Origin of the sequence: Massilia pinisoli (assembly GCF_024753285.1) — a bacterium.
GTDB lineage: Bacteria > Pseudomonadota > Gammaproteobacteria > Burkholderiales > Burkholderiaceae_D > Telluria > Telluria pinisoli.
This window is the reverse complement of record NZ_JANUGW010000001.1, coordinates 16,375-35,076: the sequence shown is the minus strand read 5'-3', so window position 1 is coordinate 35,076 and position 18,702 is coordinate 16,375. Positions and strand designations below refer to the sequence as shown.

At 69.0% G+C, this 18,702-nt stretch carries 16 protein-coding genes; 7 read left to right on the top strand and 9 right to left on the bottom strand.

All coding sequences use genetic code 11. From position 1 onward, the window contains the following. Positions 1 to 39: 39 nt before the first annotated feature. On the top strand, positions 40 to 483 hold the full coding sequence (locus NX784_RS00165; protein ID WP_258814646.1) for a hypothetical protein: 444 nt from the start codon (positions 40 to 42) through the stop codon (positions 481 to 483). Here NX784_RS00165 and NX784_RS00160 read toward each other — a convergent pair whose 3' ends face one another. Together NX784_RS00160 and NX784_RS00155 are read right to left on the bottom strand one after the other, a co-directional pair. Further along, positions 484 to 3,348, bottom strand: coding sequence for a glycosyl hydrolase 115 family protein (locus NX784_RS00160; protein WP_258814645.1), 2,865 nt, complete (start codon positions 3,346 to 3,348; stop codon positions 484 to 486). It lies immediately after the preceding gene. Beyond that, positions 3,345 to 4,514 (bottom strand): SGNH/GDSL hydrolase family protein, encoded by a 1,170-nt coding sequence (locus tag NX784_RS00155; protein ID WP_258814644.1) that lies wholly within the window; start codon positions 4,512 to 4,514, stop codon positions 3,345 to 3,347. Before NX784_RS00155 ends, NX784_RS00160 begins: the two co-directional genes overlap by 4 nt. Positions 4,515 to 4,733: 219 nt before the next feature. On the opposite strand from NX784_RS00155, the gene NX784_RS00150 reads away from it, so the two are divergent. After that, the gene (locus tag NX784_RS00150) at positions 4,734 to 6,101 is read left to right on the top strand and encodes an enolase C-terminal domain-like protein (RefSeq protein ID WP_258814643.1); all 1,368 of its coding nucleotides are present in this window, start codon (positions 4,734 to 4,736) and stop codon (positions 6,099 to 6,101) included. A 3-nt stretch (positions 6,102 to 6,104) separates the two neighbouring features. Here the strand turns inward: NX784_RS00150 and NX784_RS00145 are convergent, their stop codons facing one another. Then, positions 6,105 to 7,007, bottom strand: coding sequence for a LysR family transcriptional regulator (locus tag NX784_RS00145; protein WP_258814642.1), 903 nt, complete (start codon positions 7,005 to 7,007; stop codon positions 6,105 to 6,107). Positions 7,008 to 7,141: 134 nt separating this feature from the next. Here NX784_RS00145 and NX784_RS00140 point away from each other — a divergent pair, with 134 nt between their 5' ends. After that, positions 7,142 to 8,512 carry an MFS transporter gene (locus NX784_RS00140; RefSeq protein ID WP_258814641.1) on the top strand — a complete coding sequence of 457 codons (1,371 nt, stop codon included), beginning with the start codon at positions 7,142 to 7,144 and terminating at the stop codon, positions 8,510 to 8,512. A gap of 1 nt (position 8,513) precedes the next feature. Here NX784_RS00140 and NX784_RS00135 read toward each other — a convergent pair whose 3' ends face one another. The 3 genes from NX784_RS00135 to NX784_RS00125 all read right to left on the bottom strand — a co-directional run bounded on the left by NX784_RS00135 (position 8,514) and on the right by NX784_RS00125 (position 12,745). Continuing rightward, positions 8,514 to 10,496 carry a putative bifunctional diguanylate cyclase/phosphodiesterase gene (locus tag NX784_RS00135; protein WP_258814640.1) on the bottom strand — a complete coding sequence of 661 codons (1,983 nt, stop codon included), beginning with the start codon at positions 10,494 to 10,496 and terminating at the stop codon, positions 8,514 to 8,516. 179 nt (positions 10,497 to 10,675) lie between these two features. After that, on the bottom strand, positions 10,676 to 11,635 hold the full coding sequence (locus NX784_RS00130; RefSeq protein WP_258814639.1) for a chemotaxis protein: 960 nt from the start codon (positions 11,633 to 11,635) through the stop codon (positions 10,676 to 10,678). A gap of 153 nt (positions 11,636 to 11,788) precedes the next feature. After that, the gene (locus tag NX784_RS00125; RefSeq protein ID WP_258814638.1) at positions 11,789 to 12,745 is read right to left on the bottom strand and encodes an MYG1 family protein; all 957 of its coding nucleotides are present in this window, start codon (positions 12,743 to 12,745) and stop codon (positions 11,789 to 11,791) included. Positions 12,746 to 12,883: 138 nt separating this feature from the next. Here NX784_RS00125 and NX784_RS00120 point away from each other — a divergent pair, with 138 nt between their 5' ends. Continuing rightward, entirely contained in the window at positions 12,884 to 14,116 is a 1,233-nt protein-coding gene (locus NX784_RS00120; protein ID WP_258814637.1) for a cyanophycinase, read from the top strand. 29 nt (positions 14,117 to 14,145) lie between these two features. Here NX784_RS00120 and NX784_RS00115 read toward each other — a convergent pair whose 3' ends face one another. Further along, complete coding sequence (locus tag NX784_RS00115) at positions 14,146 to 14,697, bottom strand: AAA family ATPase (protein WP_258814636.1); 552 nt, start codon at positions 14,695 to 14,697, stop codon at positions 14,146 to 14,148. A 13-nt stretch (positions 14,698 to 14,710) separates the two neighbouring features. Further along, positions 14,711 to 15,196 (bottom strand): Lrp/AsnC ligand binding domain-containing protein, encoded by a 486-nt coding sequence (locus NX784_RS00110; RefSeq protein WP_166859392.1) that lies wholly within the window; start codon positions 15,194 to 15,196, stop codon positions 14,711 to 14,713. Between the two features lie 109 nt (positions 15,197 to 15,305). Here NX784_RS00110 and NX784_RS00105 point away from each other — a divergent pair, with 109 nt between their 5' ends. Both NX784_RS00105 and alr read left to right on the top strand, forming a co-directional pair. Next, a complete protein-coding gene (locus tag NX784_RS00105) occupies positions 15,306 to 16,610 on the top strand; it encodes a D-amino acid dehydrogenase (protein ID WP_258814635.1) in 1,305 nt (434 codons plus the stop codon). Then, entirely contained in the window at positions 16,607 to 17,740 is a 1,134-nt protein-coding gene (gene alr / locus NX784_RS00100; protein WP_258814634.1) for an alanine racemase, read from the top strand. Before NX784_RS00105 ends, alr begins: the two co-directional genes overlap by 4 nt. 20 nt (positions 17,741 to 17,760) lie before the next feature. Here alr and NX784_RS00095 read toward each other — a convergent pair whose 3' ends face one another. After that, positions 17,761 to 18,057: a YybH family protein gene (locus NX784_RS00095; RefSeq protein WP_258814633.1), complete on the bottom strand. Its 297-nt coding sequence runs from the start codon at positions 18,055 to 18,057 to the stop codon at positions 17,761 to 17,763. Between the two features lie 251 nt (positions 18,058 to 18,308). Here NX784_RS00095 and NX784_RS00090 point away from each other — a divergent pair, with 251 nt between their 5' ends. Next, entirely contained in the window at positions 18,309 to 18,701 is a 393-nt protein-coding gene (locus NX784_RS00090; protein ID WP_258814632.1) for a hypothetical protein, read from the top strand. The last annotated feature ends 1 nt before the right edge of the window (position 18,702 follow it).

The window sequence follows — 18,702 nt, the reverse complement described above, 5'->3', positions numbered from 1 at the left end:
ATTCGACATTTGCGCCACAGGCACCGAGCAGGTATCGTCATGGTCCACGATGACCCGCACCGAAAGAACCGCACGATGAGTTACGACCTGATGGTGTTCGCGCCCGACGTCGCGCCCGCGAAACGCCCCGCCTTCCTCGACTGGTACGACGCGCAGACGGCCTGGGACGAAGGCCACGGCTACGACGACCCCGCCGTCGCCGCGCCCGCGCTGCAGGCGTTCTACGCCGACCTCGCGGCCGAATTCCCGCCCGCGCCGGCCGACGTGCCGGAGCCGACCCCGGAATCCGGCACCGACTACACGATCGGCCGCGCGCTGATCTATATGTCGTTCCTCGACTGGGACAAGATCGACGCCGCGTGGGAAGCCGTGCACCGGCTCGCGGCCAAGCACGAACTGGGGTTCTTCGACGTCAGTTCCGACCTGGCCGAAGTCTGGCTGCCCGACCGCAAGGGCGGGCTGCGTGTCGCGCATTCCGACTGATTAATCGACGCCGATGCGCGGGCTTTCCGGCGGGCCCAGATAGCTCGGCTTCAACCCGCCCGCATCGATCACGATCCGTTGCAGCACGATGCCCGGATCCAGTGCCCACACCTTCAGCGTATGGCGCCCGGCCGCGTTGACGGCGTGCGCCGTCGTGAACTGCGCCACGCCGTCCGACACGATCTTCTCCCAGTGCCGCAGCGAGCCGTCCGCGTGCACGTCGACGATCTGCGGCGGCTCGTCGTCGATGGCGACGGCGTAACGCAGGCCCGCTCCCGGCTGGAATTTCAAGGTCGGCGACAACGTGGCCTGCACGTCCACCTTGCCCGGCTCGAACAGATAGACGTCGTACTCGAGCCGCGGCGCCGCGGCAGGCAGCACGCCCGGCGCGACGGCGGGCATGGTCGTCATGCCCGACAATGTGCGGCCCAGGCCGGGCACGCGCAGCCATGACCGGCCTTCCGGCGCGACGGCGCGCGCGTAGTGCTCGGCCTCGATGGCGACAGTGCCGCCCGTCTCGACGAAGCCAACGACGGACGCGGCGCGCTGGTCCCCGTGCCGCAGCGGCACCTCGATGGTGGCGGCCTGCCCGTCCGGGCCCGTCACGACCACGTTGCCAGCCTGAGCACCTGCCGGCACCCGATCCCAGCGCACGTCGACCTCGATGCGCTGCGTCCCGGCCGTCGTGCCTTCAACCTCGCTCAGCGAAATCCACGGCGCGTCCGCGCGGGCATGCCACACGAGCGGTGCCGCGCCGCGGTCGAACACCTCGACATAGCGGGCCGATTTGTCGAACGGTTCGAACGGCGGCAGGCGCAGCGTGGCCGACGTGGGCCACGCAGCCTCGCTGCCCTCCACGGCCACACCCAGCGCAGGCGCTGCCGGAAGCGCGATCTCGCGCACGTCGGGCATGATGTTCGTGTCGGGGTCGCGCCAGCTCGTGTAGCCGATATGCGTCTGCGCCATCATGTGATTCCACTTACCGCCGTTGATCTCGTGGTACGCCCGCGAGATCGCCGCGTCCTCGGCGAACAGGTCGCGGGCGCGCGCTGCGAGGGCATTCGTGTCCGCACGGCCTTGCTGCGCGTGGATACGGTTGGCCTGCACCGTCGCATACAGTTCGCCGAGCGTGCCGGCCGCGCGCACGGGATGTTCGACGAGCTGGAAGAAGGCATCGCGCTGTGGAGGTGCGAGACGCGCCTTCACCCGCGCCGCGCGCGCGGCCAGGTCGCGCCAACCGGCGACGATGCGTTCGGTCTCGCGGTAGTTCGCAACGCTGTACGTGTCCGGCGTCAGCTGCTCAGGCTTGCGCCGGCCGTTGTAGCGGGCGTACGTGGCGACGATGTCCGCGATTTCCGCCGCGTCGGCCGCGCCGAATTCGCGCGTCGCCCACAGCTTCAAGTAGTCGGGCAGGCGCTCCGCCGGCCACGCTTGCGGGTTCCACGCATAGGTCAGGAAGAACTCGATCGGCACTTCCATCGGCTTCAGGTCGCCGACGTTCACGATCCACAGGCGGTCGGCCCCGTAGCGCCACGCCAGGTGCATCTGCTCCCACACTTTCGGCAGCGGCGTCACGTTGATCCATTTGTACGAGCGCGGGCCACCGACGTAGTCGAAGTGGTAGTAGATACCTGCGCCGCCTGCGCGCCGGCGTTCGTCCGGCGTCGGCAGGCGGCGGATATTGCCCCAGTTGTCGTCGCACCACAGCAACGTGACGTCGTCCGGCACGCGCATGCCCTTGTCGTAGTACTCCTGCACTTCCTTGTACAGCGCCCACAGCTGCGGCGTCTGTGCCGGCGGCTTGCCCGTTTCCTCCCCGATGATCCGGCGCTGGTCGGCGACGATGCGCTCGAGCAGGTGCAGGTCCGCGTGCTCGGCCATCGGCTCGTCGCCGTCGCCGCGCATGCCCATCGTGACGACCTTGTCCCAGTCGCGCGCGCGCTGGAAGCCGCCGCGCCAGAACGCCTGCAGCCTGTCCTTGTTCGTGTCGTAGTTCCACTGCTTCGGCCCCATGCCGATGCGGTGCCACTCCTGCTGGGCGCGCATCATCGGTTCATGGTGTGACGTGCCCATGACGATGCCCATCTCGTCGGCGAGCGGGCCGTTTTCCGGGTCGTCGTCGAAGAACGCGTTGTTCCACATCGCGGGCCACAGGTAATTGCCGCGCATGCGCAGGATCAGTTCGAAGACCTTGGCGTAGAACCGATGGTTCAACCCGCCGAATTTTTCCTTCGCCCAGCCGGACAATGCCGGCGCCTCGTCGTTCAGGAAGATGCCCCGGTAGCGCACGACGGGCGCGTCGACGACGCGCGTGCCGGCCGCCACGGCGAGCACGTCGTGGTGCGGTGCCGGCACGTCGGCCCACCAGTGCCACGGCGAGACGCCGATCTGTTCCGACACCGTGTACAGGCCGTAGATCGTACCGCGCTTGTCGCTGCCCGCCACGACGAGGGCGCGCGCGACGCCGGGCAGCGGATTGCGCACGGCCTGCACGAGATAGCCTTCCCATTTGCCGCGCAGCGCCTTCGTATCGATCTTGTGAGCACGCACCAGCCTGTCGATCAACGCGCTTTTACCGAGCGTGCCCACGATGACGACGTCGGATCCACGCGCCACGGTGTCGGATGCCACGAGCGGCGGGCGTGTGCCGGACACGCGCTCCACGTCGCCTTGCAAGTCCGCCGCGGCGCGGCGCACGCCGGCGAAATCGGCGGGGTCGACGACGATGCTCGCGCCCTGGCCGGCGCGCGCCAGCACGACGGCGTCGGGGCCAGGTTCGAAGGTCACGAACGGACGCTCGCCCAGCGCCCAGGCGGGTTGCGCGACGGCGGCGGCAAGCAGGAAGGCTGCGGCGAACGATTTCATGGGTTCCCTGGTCGTGGATGACAGGTCTTCAGGAGGTCCAGCGGGACGGCGTCCGCCATCGCGCGGTAGCCGGCCGGCGACGGATGCAGGCCGTCGTTGTCGAGCGCCTGACGCAGATGGTCGGGACGAGCGGAGTCGCGCAGCGCGGCATCGAAATCGACGACCCCGTCGACGACGCCCGCGCCGCGGATCCACGCGTTGTAGGCCAGTCGGTCGGCCTCGTTGTCCGGACCCGGCGCGTAATAGCCGCTGCCGCCGTACGGCGTGATCGTGGCACCCAGCACGCAGACGCCCCGCGCATGCGCATGCGCGACGATCTGGCGGTAGGCCTCTTCCAGGTCGTGCACGAGCCGCCCCCGTTCCGCCGGGCTGTCTTCCTTGCTCCGATGCTGCACGCCGAAGTCGTTCACGCCGATCATGACGATGGCATGCGAGACACCGGGCCGCGCCAGCACGTCACGGTCGAAGCGTGACACGAGGTTCGGCCCGAGCCCGTCGCGCAGCATGCGCCCGCCGCCGATGCCCGCGTTGACGACGCCGACCTCCGATACGCCCGCGGCACGCAGGCGCACGGCGAGGCCGTCCGTCCAGCGCGCATAGGTATCCGGCTGGACGCCGTAGCCGTCCGTGATCGAATCGCCGATCGCGACGACCGTGTGCGTGCCGCTACCCGCCAATACGTCGACGCCGGCGATCTGGTACCAGCGCGTGAACGTGTCGGCCCCAGGCCAGCTCGCCGCCCGCACCTGGTTGCCCGCAACGCGGAAGCTCGTCGCGCGCGCGCCCGGATGGCCCGTCTGGCGCGCGGGCGCCTCCGTGAAATGCAGCGAGATCGCGAGGTCGGCACCGGCCGCGTGGACCAGCTCGACGGGGTCGCTCACGTATTCTGCACCGGCGGGTATCGTCACGGCCGCAGCACCGCCGAAGCGCAGCGGCCGTACGCTGGCGGCATCGACGTCGGCCTTGCCGGGCGTGGTCGCCAGCGCGACGCTGCCCCCGTCGATCACGAGCGGCGCGGTGCCGAACACGTTGCTGAGCCGCACCCGCAGCCGGCTGCCGCCCAGTGACACGCGCACGACCTGGCGCAGGCTCGCGTCCCGCCACTGCGCGGCCGGCAATTCGTTCTGGCCTTCCGGCACGAGTTGTGCGCTACCCCAGGAGGCCACCCAGTGGGCACCGGCAGGCGGATCGGACGCTGCGCCGGATGGGGCGGAAACACAGCCGGCAAGGGCTACGCAGAGGAGGCTCGCAGCCAGAATCGATTGACGCGACATCGTTATTCCTTCACACTGAGCAAATGGTTGCGCTACCATTCTAGTGTAGAACAATGTTACCGGCAACGCGAACAATGTTTTTCGTATGCCCGTCATCACCAGGAGACCGTTATGCCCCTCATCCAGCGCGCCGTCAGCCCCATCGTCACCGAGATGCAGGTGATTCCCGTGGCCGGCCGCGACAGCATGCTTTTGAACCTGTGCGGCGCGCACGCGCCCTACTTCACCCGCATCCTCGTGCTGCTGAAGGACAGCGCCGGCAACACGGGCATGGGCGAAGTGCCGGGATCGAACGGCATCCTGCGCGCGCTGGAGCGCCTGGTGCCGCTCGTCACCGGGACCGAAGTCGCGCGCTACAACCTCACGTTGAACGCGCTGCGCGGGGCCGTGGCGGGACCCAGCCACCAGGTGACGACGAACGCGGAGGCGGCCGTCATGAAACAGCCGCACGAGATCAACCTGCGGCTGGAAAACGTCGTGACCGCGGTGGAAGCGGCATTGCTCGACCTGCTGGGCCAGCACCTGGGCGTGCCGCTGTGCGAGCTGCTCGGCAACGGCCGCCAGCGCAGCCACGTGACGATGCTCGCCTACCTGTTCTACATCGGCGACCGCACGCACACGGACCTGCCCTACGACGGCGACGCCGCAAAGGACGGCTGGTACAAGGTGCGCGACGAGGAAGCGCTGACGCCCGAACGGATCGCGGATCTCGCCTCGGCCGCCGTCGATAAATACGGCTTCCGCGACTTCAAGCTGAAGGGCGGCGTGATGCGGCCGGAGGACGAGGTCGAGGCAGTGGCCGCCATCAAGCGGCGCTTCCCGGACGCGCGCGCGACGCTGGACCCGAACGGCGCGTGGTCGCTGGCGCAGGCGATTGCCGCGTGCAAGGGCCAGGGCCACGTGCTGTCGTATGCGGAAGACCCGTGCGGACCGGAAGACGGCTATTCGGGCCGCGAGGTCATGGCCGAATTCAAGCGCGCCACCGGCATCCGCACGGCGACGAACATGGTGGCGACGGACTGGCGCCAGATGGCCCATTCGCACCTGCTGGGCGCCGTCGACATCCCGCTCGCCGATCCGCACTTCTGGACCATGCAGGGTTCCGTGCGCCTCGCGCAGTTGTGCCACGACTGGGGCCTCACATGGGGCTCGCACTCGAACAACCATTTCGACGTCTCGCTCGCCATGTTCACGCACTGCGCAGCCGCGGCGCCGGGCGACATCACGGCGATCGACACGCACTGGATCTGGCAGGAAGGCCGCGCACGCCTCACCAAGGAACCGCTGCGCATCGTCGGCGGCCAGGTCGTCGTGCCGGACGCGCCGGGCCTCGGCATCGCGCCCGACATGGCGCGCATCGAGGAAGCGCACGCGCTGTACAAGAAAGTGGCAGGCGCCGCGCGCGACGATGCGATGGCCATGCGCTACCTCGTCCCCGGCTGGACCTACGATCCGAAGCAGCCCAGCTACGCGCGCTGACGGTCAGTCGGCGGGCGCGCCGGCACAGACCTCGTAGACCCAGCGCCGCAGCCAGCGGTGCGCCGGATCGGCCTCCATGCGCGGATGCCACAACATCGACACCGTGAGCGGCGGCGTGCCGACCGGGAGTCCGAACGTGTGCATGCCGTCGCGCAGCCGCGCGGTGTGGCGCTCGGGGACGCTGGCGACGAGGTCGGACGCGCGCGCCAGCGCGAGCGCCGTGGCGAACGAGCCGACGAGCACCGCGACGGGCCGCTCGAGGCCCAGCGGGGCGAGGGCCGCATCGATGGCGCCCCGTTCGCGGCCGCGGCGCGATACCGACACGTGCCGGCAGGCGGCGAACCGCGCCGGTGTGACGTCGCCCGCCGCCAGCGGATGGTCCGCCCGCACGGCGCCGACGAACCGGTCGCGGAACAGCGCGCGCGTGCGGATTTCCGGCGCCGTCTCTTCACCGATCACGCCGATCTCCAGGTCGATCAGGCCTTCGCGCAGCGGTGCGCTGTCCTTGTTCACCTTTTGCACGAAGCGCAGGCGCACGCCGGGCGCGTCACGCTCCAATCTCTCCAGCAGCGCGGGGCCGTAGTTTTCCACGAAGCCGTCCGTCACGCGCAGCGCGAACATGCGCACGATGCTCGCCGGGTCCACGTCCTCGGCGGGACGCAGCATACGGCCTGCATCGAGCACGAGGCGGCCGGCCTGCTCGCGCAGTTCCAGCGCGCGCGGCGTGAGGACGAGGTCGCGGCCCGCGCGTACGAGCAGCGGGTCGCCCGTCGCGGTGCGCAGCCTCGCCAGCGCGCGGCTCATCGCGGAAGGGCTGAGCTTCAGCCGCCGCGCGGCGCCCGCCACGCTGCCTTCGGTCAGCAGCACGTCGAGGGTCACGAGCAGGTTCAGGTCGGGCATCGTCATCCGCGCACGATAGCACAGCCGTGGGGCGGCCGGCCCGGCATGGCGCCGCGTGCACGGTGTCATTGCGCCGCGCGCGCCTTCCGCCGGCGCGTCGGCTCGCCTACGCTGATGGCTCGACCACGACTGTCACGATCATGACCATTTCCCCAGCCACGCTGTCCCCGCCCGCGCGCACGACGGCGCCGGGCGCCCTGCCCGGCCTCGCGCTGTCCGTGCTGCTGTCGTCGTTCGGCGCGAGCAGCGTCAACGTCGCCCTGCCCACGTTGCAGCGCGCGTTCAGTACCAGCTTCGCGGCCGTGCAATGGATCGTGCTGGCCTACCTGCTCGCCGCGACGGCCGCCGCCGTCGGAGCGGGCCGCCTCGGCGATGCGATCGGCCGGCGCCGCGTGCTGCTGGCCGGGATCGTACTGTTCACGACCGCGTCCGGCGCCTGCGCCCTCGCCCCCTCGTTACCGCTGCTCGTGGCCGCACGCGCGCTGCAGGGACTCGGCGCCGCCGTCATGCTGGCCCTCGGCATGGCGCTGGCAGCCGGGCACACGCAGGGCCGCACGGGGCGCGCGATGGGACTGCTGGGCAGCATGTCCGCCGTCGGCACGGCGCTCGGGCCCGCGCTGGGCGGCCTGCTGCTCGCAGGTCCCGGCTGGCGCGCCGTGTTCGCCGCGATGCTGCCCGGCGCCGTGCTGGCGTTCGCGCTCGTGCGCCGCCTCCCGGACGACGCCACCGTCCGCAGCGGCGGACCGTTCGACGTCGCGGGCCTGCTGCTGCTCGTCGGCACGCTGCTCGCGTTCGCGCTGGCCGCCACGGGCGCCGGCGCGCATTGGTCGTACGGCGTCGCCGCACTGTGCACCGCGGCTTTCGTGCTCGTCGAGGCGCGGGCACGGGCGCCGCTCGTCCCGCTCGCGCTGCTGCGCGACCGCGTAACGGCGACAGGCTTTGCGACAAGCGCGCTGACGATGGCGCTGATGATGACGACGATGCTCGTCGGCCCGTTCTACCTCGGGCGCGCGCTGGGCCTTGGCGCAGGCGGGGTCGGCCTCGCGTTGGCGGCCGGCCCGCTCGTCGCGGCGCTGGCGGGCGTGCCGGCCGGACGCCTCGTGGATCGCCACGGCGCGCGCCGCACCGGCATGGCGGGTCTCGCGGCAATGGCCGTGGGAGCCGGCGTCGTGGCGCTGGCGCCGCGCGCGGCCGGCGTGGCGGGATGGATCGTGCCGCTGGCCGTGCTGACGACAGGCTATGCGCTGTTCCAGGCCGCGAACAACACGGCCGTGATGGAAGCGGCCGGCATCGACCGGCGCGGCGTCGCGGCGGGACTTCTCAATCTGGCCCGGCAGCTTGGGCTGATCGCCGGGTCCGCGCTGCTGGGGGCCGTGTTCGCGGCGGGCGCGCCCGATCCGGCGCATGCGGCGGCGGCGCAGGTCGCGGCGGCCACGCATGCGACGTTTGCGCTGGCCGCGCTGTTGCCGCTGCTGGGACTGGGCGCAGCGTCGCTGGTCCGCGCGCGCTAGTTCAGGCGGCGATGGCGCCCGGCACCTCGCACTGCAGGAATTTGTCGAACTCCGGCAAGGCCATGGGCCGCGCGAACAGATAGCCCTGCGCCTCGTCGCAGCGGCAAGCGCGCAGCGTTTCCATCACGTCTTCCGTCTCGATGCCTTCGGCGACGACCTTCAGGCCCAGCGCATGCGCCATGTGCACGAGGGCGGAGACGATTTCGTCGCCGTTCGCATCGAGCGACTGTTCGAGGAAGAACGAGCGGTCCAGCTTGAGCACGTCGACGGGGAAGCGCTTCAGGTACGACAGGCTCGAATAGCCGGTGCCGAAATCGTCCAGCGCCAGGGTCACGCCCAGGCGCTTCAGGCGGCGCAGCACGTCGACGGATTGTTCGGTGTCGTCGATCAGCGCACTTTCCGTGAGCTCCAGCTCCAGCGCGCGCGGCGGGAAGCAGGAGTCGCGCAACGCCTGCTCGACTTCCGTCACGAGGTCGGCGGAGCGCAGCTGGCGGGCCGACACGTTCACCGACACGTGCAGCACCGTGCCGTATTTGTCGCCGAGGCGCTTGCCGACGCGGCACGCCTCGCGCAGCACCCATTTGCCGATCGCCTCGATGTGCCCGCGCTCTTCCGCGATCGGGATGAATTCGAGCGGCGATACGCGGCCCAGCTCCGGATGCGTCCAGCGCAGCAGCACCTCCACGCCGCGCAGGCGCAAGGTACGTACGTCGATGCGGGGCTGGTAGTACAGCTCGAACTGGCCCAGCTCCAGCGCGCGCCGCAGCGCCGCCTCGATCTGGAGGCGGCGCCGCGCCTCGACGCTCATCTCCGGTTCGAAGAACTGGTACGAGCTCTCGCCCAGCGCCTTCGCCTTGTACATCGCCGTGTCCGCGTTCTGGAACAGGAGGTCCGGCGTCGCCGCGTCCTGGCCGGACAGGCTGATGCCGATCGACGCCCCCACGCACATCTCCAGGCCGTCGACGTAGAACGGGACGGTCAGCGTCTTGAGCAGCCGCTGCGCGATGCCGGCCGCCGCCTCGCGGCCCGTGCACGACGCCGCCACGACGAATTCGTCGCCGCCCAGCCGCGCCACCACGTCGCCCGGGCGCATGCACGACTGCAGCCGCTGGCCCACCTGCTGCAACAGCTTGTCGCCGGCCGCATGGCCCAGCGAGTCGTTGACTTCCTTGAAGCGGTTCAGGTCGATGAACATCACGGTCGTCCCGGCCTGGCTTTGCGTGCGGCCCAGCATCGCCTTCAGGTGACCGTTGAGCCACGCGCGATTCGGCAGGCCCGTCAAATCGTCGCGCGTGGCCAGCTCCTCGAGGCGCGCCTCCGCGCGCTTGCGGTCGGAGATATCGTGGAAGAATACGGACAGGCCGTCCTCGCGCGCGTACACGCGCAGGGTCAGCCACACGCCCGCGGGCGCGTAGAACGCTTCGAACGACGCGTTCTCGCGCCGGTCCATCGCGCGCCGGTACGTGGCGGCGATCGGCGTGTCCTCCAGTCCCACGGCCAGGTCCCATAAGACCTTTCCGCTCGACGAACCCGGCTCGACACCGGCGAAGACTTCGGCCAGCGTGTTCGCGTAGATGATCTCCCAGTTGCGGTTGACCGTGAAGAAGCCGTCCTCGATGCTTTCCAGGATCGTGCGCACGTCGAGTGCTTCCTGATGTTCGGTGACGTCGGCAAATGCGCCGCTGAAGCCTTCGCACGTGCCGTCGGCGGCACGGCGCGGCAAGCCCGACACGATGATCCGCCGTTCCCGCCCGTCCACGCAGGCGACGGCGACCTCGGCGTCGAACGCCGCCTGTCGCGCCAGCGCATCCGTCAGGCGCGCGGCCGCATCGTGCCCGTCGACGGCGTGCGCGCGCACCCAGTCGGCGAGGGGCATCCCGACCGGGAAAGCCGGCAGGTCCGCGTCCTTGTCGACGGCGGACGCGCAGGCGCCCTGGCGGTCCGTGGTCCAGATGCTCGCGATGAACGTGGTGGGCTGTTGCATAGAATGTGAAATGGCGACCGTCTTGCCTGCATTATGCGGCAGGAATATTGCCGTAGGAAAATTCCTACCAACATACGGACATTGGCTGTTGCCCCATTACAACTCAACGGCAGAAGGCAGAAAAAAGGCCGGTGAGCACGCGGGTGCTCATCGGCCTTCTTTCGGCGTGGCAGACGTATTTACTGGCGCAGCAGCGTGCGCAGCGTGCGCGACAGGTCCTCGGCCGAGAACTTGGCGACGTAGGCATCGGCACGCACGTTCTTCACGTGTTCCTCGTTGGTGGTGCCCGACAGCGACGAATGGATCACGACCGGCATGTTGCCGAAGCGCGCGTTCGACTTGATATTGCGGGTCAAGGTAAAACCGTCCATCTCCGGCATCTCGAGGTCGGTCAGCACGAGCGCGACCTTGTCGTGCACGCTCTTGCCTTCGGCCTCGGCCGCCTCGGCGATGTGGTTCAGCTGGTCCCAGCATTCCTTGCCGCTCTTCGTCATCACGAACGGCAGGCCCATCGCGTCCAGGCCTTGCTCGATCAGCGCGCGCGCGACGACGGAATCGTCCGCGGCGAGGATCACGGCGCCCGGCTTGAGTTTCATCTTGCCGCCGACGGCCTGCTCGATGTTCTCCGTATGGGCGTCCGGGTTCAGGTTGCGCAGGATCGTCTCGACGTCCAGCACCTGGGCCAGGCGGGCCGGCTGGCCGTCCGCCGCTTCCAGGCGCGCGATGCTCGTGACCATGCCGCTGCCGGCGCTGTGCTCGGCCGACATCACCTGCGTCCAGTCGAGACGCACGATTTCCTCGACGCTCTCGACGGCGAACGCCTGCGTGGTTCGCGCGAATTCCGTCACCAGCATGATGTTCAGGCCCGTCTTCGGCGTGACCCCGGCGATGCCCGGCAGGTCGAGGACCTGGATGATCTGGCCGCGCAGGTTGACCACGCCGATGACGTGGTCGGGCGCGCCCGCGACCTTCGTGATCGTCGGCATGGCGACGATCTCGCGGATCTTGAAGACGTTAATGCCGAACAGCTCGCTATGCTCGCCCTCGGCGTCGCCGCCCAGACGGAAAAGCAAAAGCTCGAATTTGTTCGTGCCCGTGAGGTTGCTGCGCTCGTCGACTTCCTGCTGAACCGATTTCATGTCCCGTCCTAAAATGGTTGATTCTTTTGGGAAATTCTAGACGTGAACCGGTCGTCGGTGTAAATGCAAACTTGAATCTCGGTAACTTTTCGGCGAATTCGTACCAAAAAACCACAGACATTTGACGAAATCGTAATGCGGGCGTTGCCAGGATCACAGCAACGAGCCGGCATCGACCTCGCGCAGCGCCTGCCGCGCCATCTCGAGGATGCTGTCGAACGACTTCGCGGCCGCGATGAATCGTCCATTATGGCAAAAGCCCGCGTCCGGCACGCCCGTGACGGCGGCCAGGTCGGCATCGCGCAGGCCGGCCCAGGCGGCCGGCAGGTCGGCCCTCGCGTCGAAACTTTCCGCGCTGACGGGCACCGTGTGGATCATGTGGCGCTGCTCGCCCACGTTGTAGCTGATGACGAACAGCACATTCGGCATTTCCTTGCGCACGATCGCGGTCCACGGCAGCGCGCCGTTCTTCAGGTACAGCACGCGGCCGCCCTCGAGCAGCTCGGCGTGGCGCACCTGCTCGACGGCGAGCAACGCGCCCACGCGGTATTTGACGGCATTGATCATCAAATCGGACAGCAACTCCAGCACGCGGCGGAACTGGGCGTCCCGATACGCTTCCGCCGGCGCGCCGTAGCCCAGCCGCTGCTCGTCCATCCAGTTCGGATTGAAGCCGGAGACGATGGCCGACAGGCCGTAGCTGCCGGGTGCGTTGCGCGCGGCCCCGACGTCGGACAGGTCGAGGTATTGCACGACGTCGGCATCGATCGCGTACGCCATCTGCTGCGCCGCGTCGTCCGACAGCTTGTGGCCCGCATGCCGTTCGGCCAGCAGCGCGACACAGCGGGCGCCGTATTCACGCCACACGAGGCCCGCGCTGGCATACGGCACGCCGCTGACGCGGGCGCCGTCGAAGCCTTTCTGGTGATGGTCGAACCGCCCCGCGGCGGGATTCCACTCGCCGCCCACGTCGATGACGACGTCGCCCTTGGCGATGATGGCCGGGTCGCGCGTGCGGACGAGTTCCGCCTCCGGGTACAACAACATCAGGACGGCCACCGCCCACGCGTCGTCCGCGTGGAATTTGCCGCTATGGGTCACGATCAACATGCTTGCTCCAGTTCGAATGGCCGGCCCAGCGCCGGCGCGCGCACCGCACGAGTGCGCCGCATGCCTGGATGATACCGGCTTTGGCCGGAGGGCCGGGCACGAGTATCATGTCGGGTGTCCACCGTCCAAGGAAACGCCATGCCGATCCGCCTGCCCGCCCTGCCCCTCGCGTTCGTGCTGGCGTTCGGCCTGGCGCCGGCCGCCACGCGCGCGGACGACGATGCCAAGGCCCGCGCGGTGAAGGGGTCGCTCGTGATCGCCGGGGGCGCACTGCGCGCCGACAATGCGCCCGTCTGGAGCCGGATCGTGGAACTCGCGGGCGGGCGCGGCGCGCGCATCGCCGTGTTCCCGACGGCGGCAGGCAATCCGGCACGCTCCGGCCGCGCGACGGCCGAGATCCTTGCGCGCTACGGCGCCCAGCCGTTCGTCGTGCCGGTGTCCGCGCTGCTGGCCGGCACGGACGTCAAGCGGGCCGCGGACGACCCGGCGCTCGCCGCCAGCGTGCGCGCGGCCGGCGGCGCCTTCTTCACGGGCGGCGACCAGGGCCGCATCACCGCGGCCCTGCGCCATTCGGACGGCACCAACAGCGCCGTGCTGGATGCAGTATGGGACTTGTACCGGCGCGGCGGCGTCATCGCCGGCACGAGCGCCGGCGCCGCCATCATGAGCAAGACCATGTTCTTCGAAGGCCGCGCGCCGCTGCCCACGCTGCGCGACGGCATCACGGACGGCCGCGACATCGCCCCCGGCCTCGGCTTCATCGGCGACGACGTGTTCGTCGACCAGCATTTGCTGATCCGCGGCCGCTTCGCGCGCATGCTGCCGGCGATGCTGGCCAAGCACTATCGCCTGGGCCTGGGCATCGACGAGAACACGGCGGCCGTCGTCGGGCCGGACCGCTCGATCGCCGTCATCGGCTACAAGGGCGCCCTGCTGCTGGACCTGGGCCATGCCACCGTGGACAACGCCCGTCCCGCGTTCAACGTGGCGGACGCCCGCATCAGTTACCTGGACAGCGGCGACCGCTACGACCCCGCGACGGACCGCTTCACGCCCGGCCCGGACAAGGAAAAGGTCGACCCGGCCGACCCGTCGTTCCGCGGCCCGCTGTTCGTCCCGGACATCCTCGGCAACACGGCCGTCGTCGACCTGTTGATGAAGCTGTGCGACAGCGACCAGGCGCGCGCCACCGGCATCGCGTTCGGCGACCCGACGGGCGCGACGCCCGACCGCGGCTTCGAATTCACCTTTACGCGCACGCCCGAATCCGAGGGCTGGACGTCGACCAAGGCCGACACGTATTCCGTCTACCGCGTGCGCATGGACGTGCGGCCGATCAAGCTGACGTTGCCGCTGTACCGGGCGGAATAGCGCCCCGCGAGCGAGACAGGGAGGATCTTCTATTTCCTGTCCGCGAACACCCGCTCGAGCACGAATGCGACCCGTCGTTCGACCGCAACCTGCGGAAGCACGCACAGCGTATAGCCGGCCTGCCGATAGGGCGCCACCGTCGCCTCGAACGACCGCGCGGCCCGCGCGAACGGCGCACGCCGCCATTGATCGCAGACGTAAATCTCGGGCCATGGCTCCGCCACGAACACGGTGTCGGCATAGGGACGGACTCCGGATTCCGCCCGATACGCGGGATCGATATCGAGCCCCAGCAGTTCCATATGCCCGATCGATTCCGGAATGCCGCGATCGAAGAACACGGGTCCCGGCAAGGATGTCGCCAGATCATATGCCCGGATGTTCCGCGCGACGACTGCATCCATGAACGCTTGCAGGTCGGTTGCCGGAAGGAGTCCGCCTCCGGACGCTTCCTGCTCCCGCACGATGGACAGTGCGGCTTCGGGCACGACGGAGAAGCCTCGTTGGGCGAGTGCGCTCAGCAGCGTCGACTTGCCGGCACCGGAAGCGCCCGTGATGACGTAAAACGTGTCGTCATTCATCCGATACGCCCTGCTAACGCGCGATCGACACGGCCAGCGTTTCCTTGACCTCTTCCATCACGACATAGCTCTTCGACTGCCCGCCATCGGCCACATGGAGGATCTCGCCGAGCAGTCGCCGGTATTCCGTCATCTCCGGGATACGCGCCTTGATCAGGTAGTCGAAGTCGCCCGACACGAGGTGACACTCCATCACTTCCGGAATCGCCAGCATGGCGCGGCGGAAGCGCTCGAACGCCCCTTCCGATTTCTGGTGCAGCGTGATTTCCACGAACACGAGGATCTGCAGGCCCAGCGCGCGCGGCGCCACGCGGGCATGGTAACCGGCGATGACGCCGTCGCGCTCCATGCGCTTGACCCGCTCGATGCAGGGCGTCAGCGACAGGCCGACGCGCTCCGCCAGGTCCTTCATCACGATACGGCCGTCGTCCTGCAGGATGGACAGGATGTGCAGATCGATACGGTCCAGCACACGATTCGAATCTTTTTGTACGCGCATGATTTTTCACTGAAAAGTGAATTACAAACCGAAACTATTATGGCAGTTCCACTACTACAATGGAAACATATTCTAAAACCTGCAGCACCAACGAGACACAGGGACAGCTATGCGCGTAATCGTACTCGGCAGCGGCGTGGTCGGCGTGACCACCGCATATTACCTGGCCAAGGCCGGCCACGACGTCACCGTCATCGACCGCCAGCCGGGTCCTGCCCTCGAGACCAGCTTCGCCAACGCGGGCCAGATCTCGCCGGGCTACGCATCGCCGTGGGCCGCGCCGGGCATCCCGCTGAAAGCCTTCAAATGGCTGTTCCAGCGCCATGCCCCCCTCGCGATCCAGCCGGACGGCTCGCTGTTCCAGTTGCAGTGGATGTGGGAAATGTATAAAAACTGCGACGCGGATCGCTATGCCGTCAACAAGGAACGCATGGTGCGCCTGGCCGAGTACAGCCGCGATCGCATCCGTGCGCTGCGCGCCGAGACGGGCATCGCGTACGAAGGCCGCCAGCAAGGCACCTTGCAGCTGTTCCGCACGCAAGCGCAGTTCGACGGCGCCGCGAAGGACATCGAAGTGCTGAAGCAGGCCGGCGTGCCGTTCGAGCTGCTCACCCGCGAACAGCTGGCCAGCGCTGAACCGGCGCTGGCCCACGTGCGCGACAAGCTGGTCGGCGGCCTGCGCCTGCCGAACGACGAGACCGGCGACTGCCAGCTGTTCACGACGCACCTCGCGCAGATGGCGCGCGAGCTGGGCGTGCGCTTCCAGTTCGATACGGCGATCGAGCGCCTCGACATCGCCGATGGGCAGGTCGTCGGCGTCCAAACGAGGCGGGGACAAGAGCGAGGCCGGGTCACGGCGGACCGCTACGTGCTGGCGCTGGGCAGCTATTCGCGCCTGCTGCTGAAGGACCAGTTCCGCGTCCCCGTGTACCCGCTGAAGGGCTATTCGATCACGGTGCCCATCGTCGACGGTGCCAAGGCGCCCGTGTCCACGATCCTCGACGAAACCTATAAAATCGCCGTCACCCGCTTCGACGACCGCATCCGCGTGGGCGGCATGGCGGAGATCGCGGGCTACAGCAAGGCGCTGAATCCGCGCCGGCGCGAGACGCTGGAACTCGTCGTGAACGACCTGTTCCCCGGCGGCGGCGACGTGTCGCGCGCCACGTTCTGGACGGGCCTGCGCCCCATGACGCCGGACAGCACGCCGATCGTCGGCGCCACGCCACTCAAGAACCTGTTCCTCAACACGGGCCACGGCACGCTGGGCTGGACGATGGCGTGCGGCTCGGCCAGCGTCATCGCCGACCTGGTGAGCGGCAAGGTCCCTGCGATCCACGCGGACGACCTGGCCGTGTTCCGCTACGCCGGTTCGCAACACGCCGCGATCCGTCCGGCGCTGGCCAAGGCATGAACGCGGCCGCCCATCCCGCCCACGTGGCGCAGGCCGCGCGCGCCGGCGCCGTGCTGACGGTCGACCTGGATGCCATCGCGGCGAACTATCGCCTGCTCGCCGCACGCGCGGCGGGCGCCGTCGTCGCCGGCGTCATGAAAGCCGATGCGTACGGCCTCGGCATGGACAGGGTCGCGCCCGCGCTCGTGCGCGCAGGCTGCCGCGTGTTCTTCACGGCGCACCTTGACGAAGGCATCCGGCTGCGCGGCATCGTACCGGCCGACTGCACGATCCACGTGCTGCACGGCCCGCCGCCGGGCACCGCCGCCGACTTCGTCCCGCATCGCCTGATTCCGGTATTGAACGACCCCGGCCAGGTGCGCGAGTGGAGCGCCCTGTGCGCGCGGCTCGGCCGCCGCCTCCCTGCCGCCGTGCAGGTCGACAGCGGCATGTCGCGCATGGGCCTGTCGCCCGCCGACCTGGCCGCGCTGGGCGATCCGCGCGGCTGGCTCGCGCCGTTCGACCCCGTGCTGTTGATGAGCCACCTGGCCTGCGCGGACGTGGCAGACCACCCGATGAACGCCCGCCAGCGCGAGCGTTTCGACGCGATCCGCGCCGCGTTTCCCCCGCTCCGCGCGAGCCTCGCGAATTCGTCGGCCGTGTTCCTCGGCGCCGACTTCCATTACGACCTCGTACGGCCGGGCGCTGCGCTGTACGGCATCAATCCACAACCTGGCCACACGAGTCCCCTGCGCCAGGCCGTGTCGCTGGACGCACGCATCGTGCAGGTACGGACGATCGCCGCAGGGGACGCCGTCGGCTATGGTGCCCGCTACGTGGCGGACGGCCCGCGCCGCATCGCAACGATCGGCATCGGCTACGCGGACGGCTGGCTGCGCGCGCTGTCCGGCCGCGGCTGCGCCTACATCGACGGCGTGCGCGTTCCCATCGCGGGCACCGTGTCGATGGACAGCATCACGCTGGACGTCACGGGCATCCCGGACGCGCGCCTCGCACCTGGCATGACGGTCGAGCTGCTGGGCCCGAACCAGCACGTCGATACCGTCGCGGCCGAGGCGGGGACGATCGGCTACGAGGTGCTGACGCGGCTGGGCGCCCGGTTCGAGCGGATCTACCTCGGCGAAGGCTGATCGGCAGCGGCGCTTGGCGCTTACGCGAGCAGGTCGGTGCCGTACGAATTGTCGACGGTGCACGCCCACCGTCCGCCGGCCTCGCGCCGGAACACGTACGTTGCACGGCGCGTCACGTTCACATGCCCGTCCGCCTCGTCGTAGGCGAGCGTGGATTCCATGACGACGAGGGCCGTGTCGCCGCCCTCGATCACTTCCATCCGGCCTTGCCCCACGACGAAGCTGTGCCGCACGTGCTCGACGATGCGGACGAAGGCCGCGCGGACGACGTGTTCGAGGGATGGGATGCCATGTAAGTCTCCTTGTGGGCGGGCCATGGAGACAGGTGACTGCACGACCCGCCTCCAGGCGGGTTGCAGTAACAAGCGCTAACCCACCATCGTGTCGATGGTGGTAATAATCGCCTGGCGGGTGACGCGGAATCGGTCCATGTTGCGATACTAGCAAACGCGCGCTGCCGTCGCAACGGCCGGGCTTGGGGCGCCGTCCCCGTGAGAATCCGCGCATTTTGGGCGGCCGCGCCATGATATCGTTGCGAACGACCCCACCGCACCACACGCCTTTCGTCATGAAGAACCTCGTCGCCGCCGCTTCCCTCGCCCTGCTGTCTGCCCACGCATCCGCCTGCCCGCTCTCCAAATCGCTGGCGGACCGCTACGGCATCACCTTCTCCGGTTTCGCGACCGCGATCCCGGCTGCAGCGGCCCCGGACACGGCGCACGGCGGCCCGTTCGTCCGCGTCGTGATCCCCGAGGACCCGTACGTCGCCGACGGCTTTCGCCACACGGCGGTGATGGACACGCGCACGAAGAAGGTCTGGATCCTGCGCACGGGCGGGTTCGTCGGCGTGTACGAATGGTATGGCCCCGTCGACGCCATCGACGCGTCGCTCGACCACTGCAACCTGGAACCCATGATCACGCCGCCCGCAGCTGCGCCACGGCAGGCGGCGCGGTCCTGAT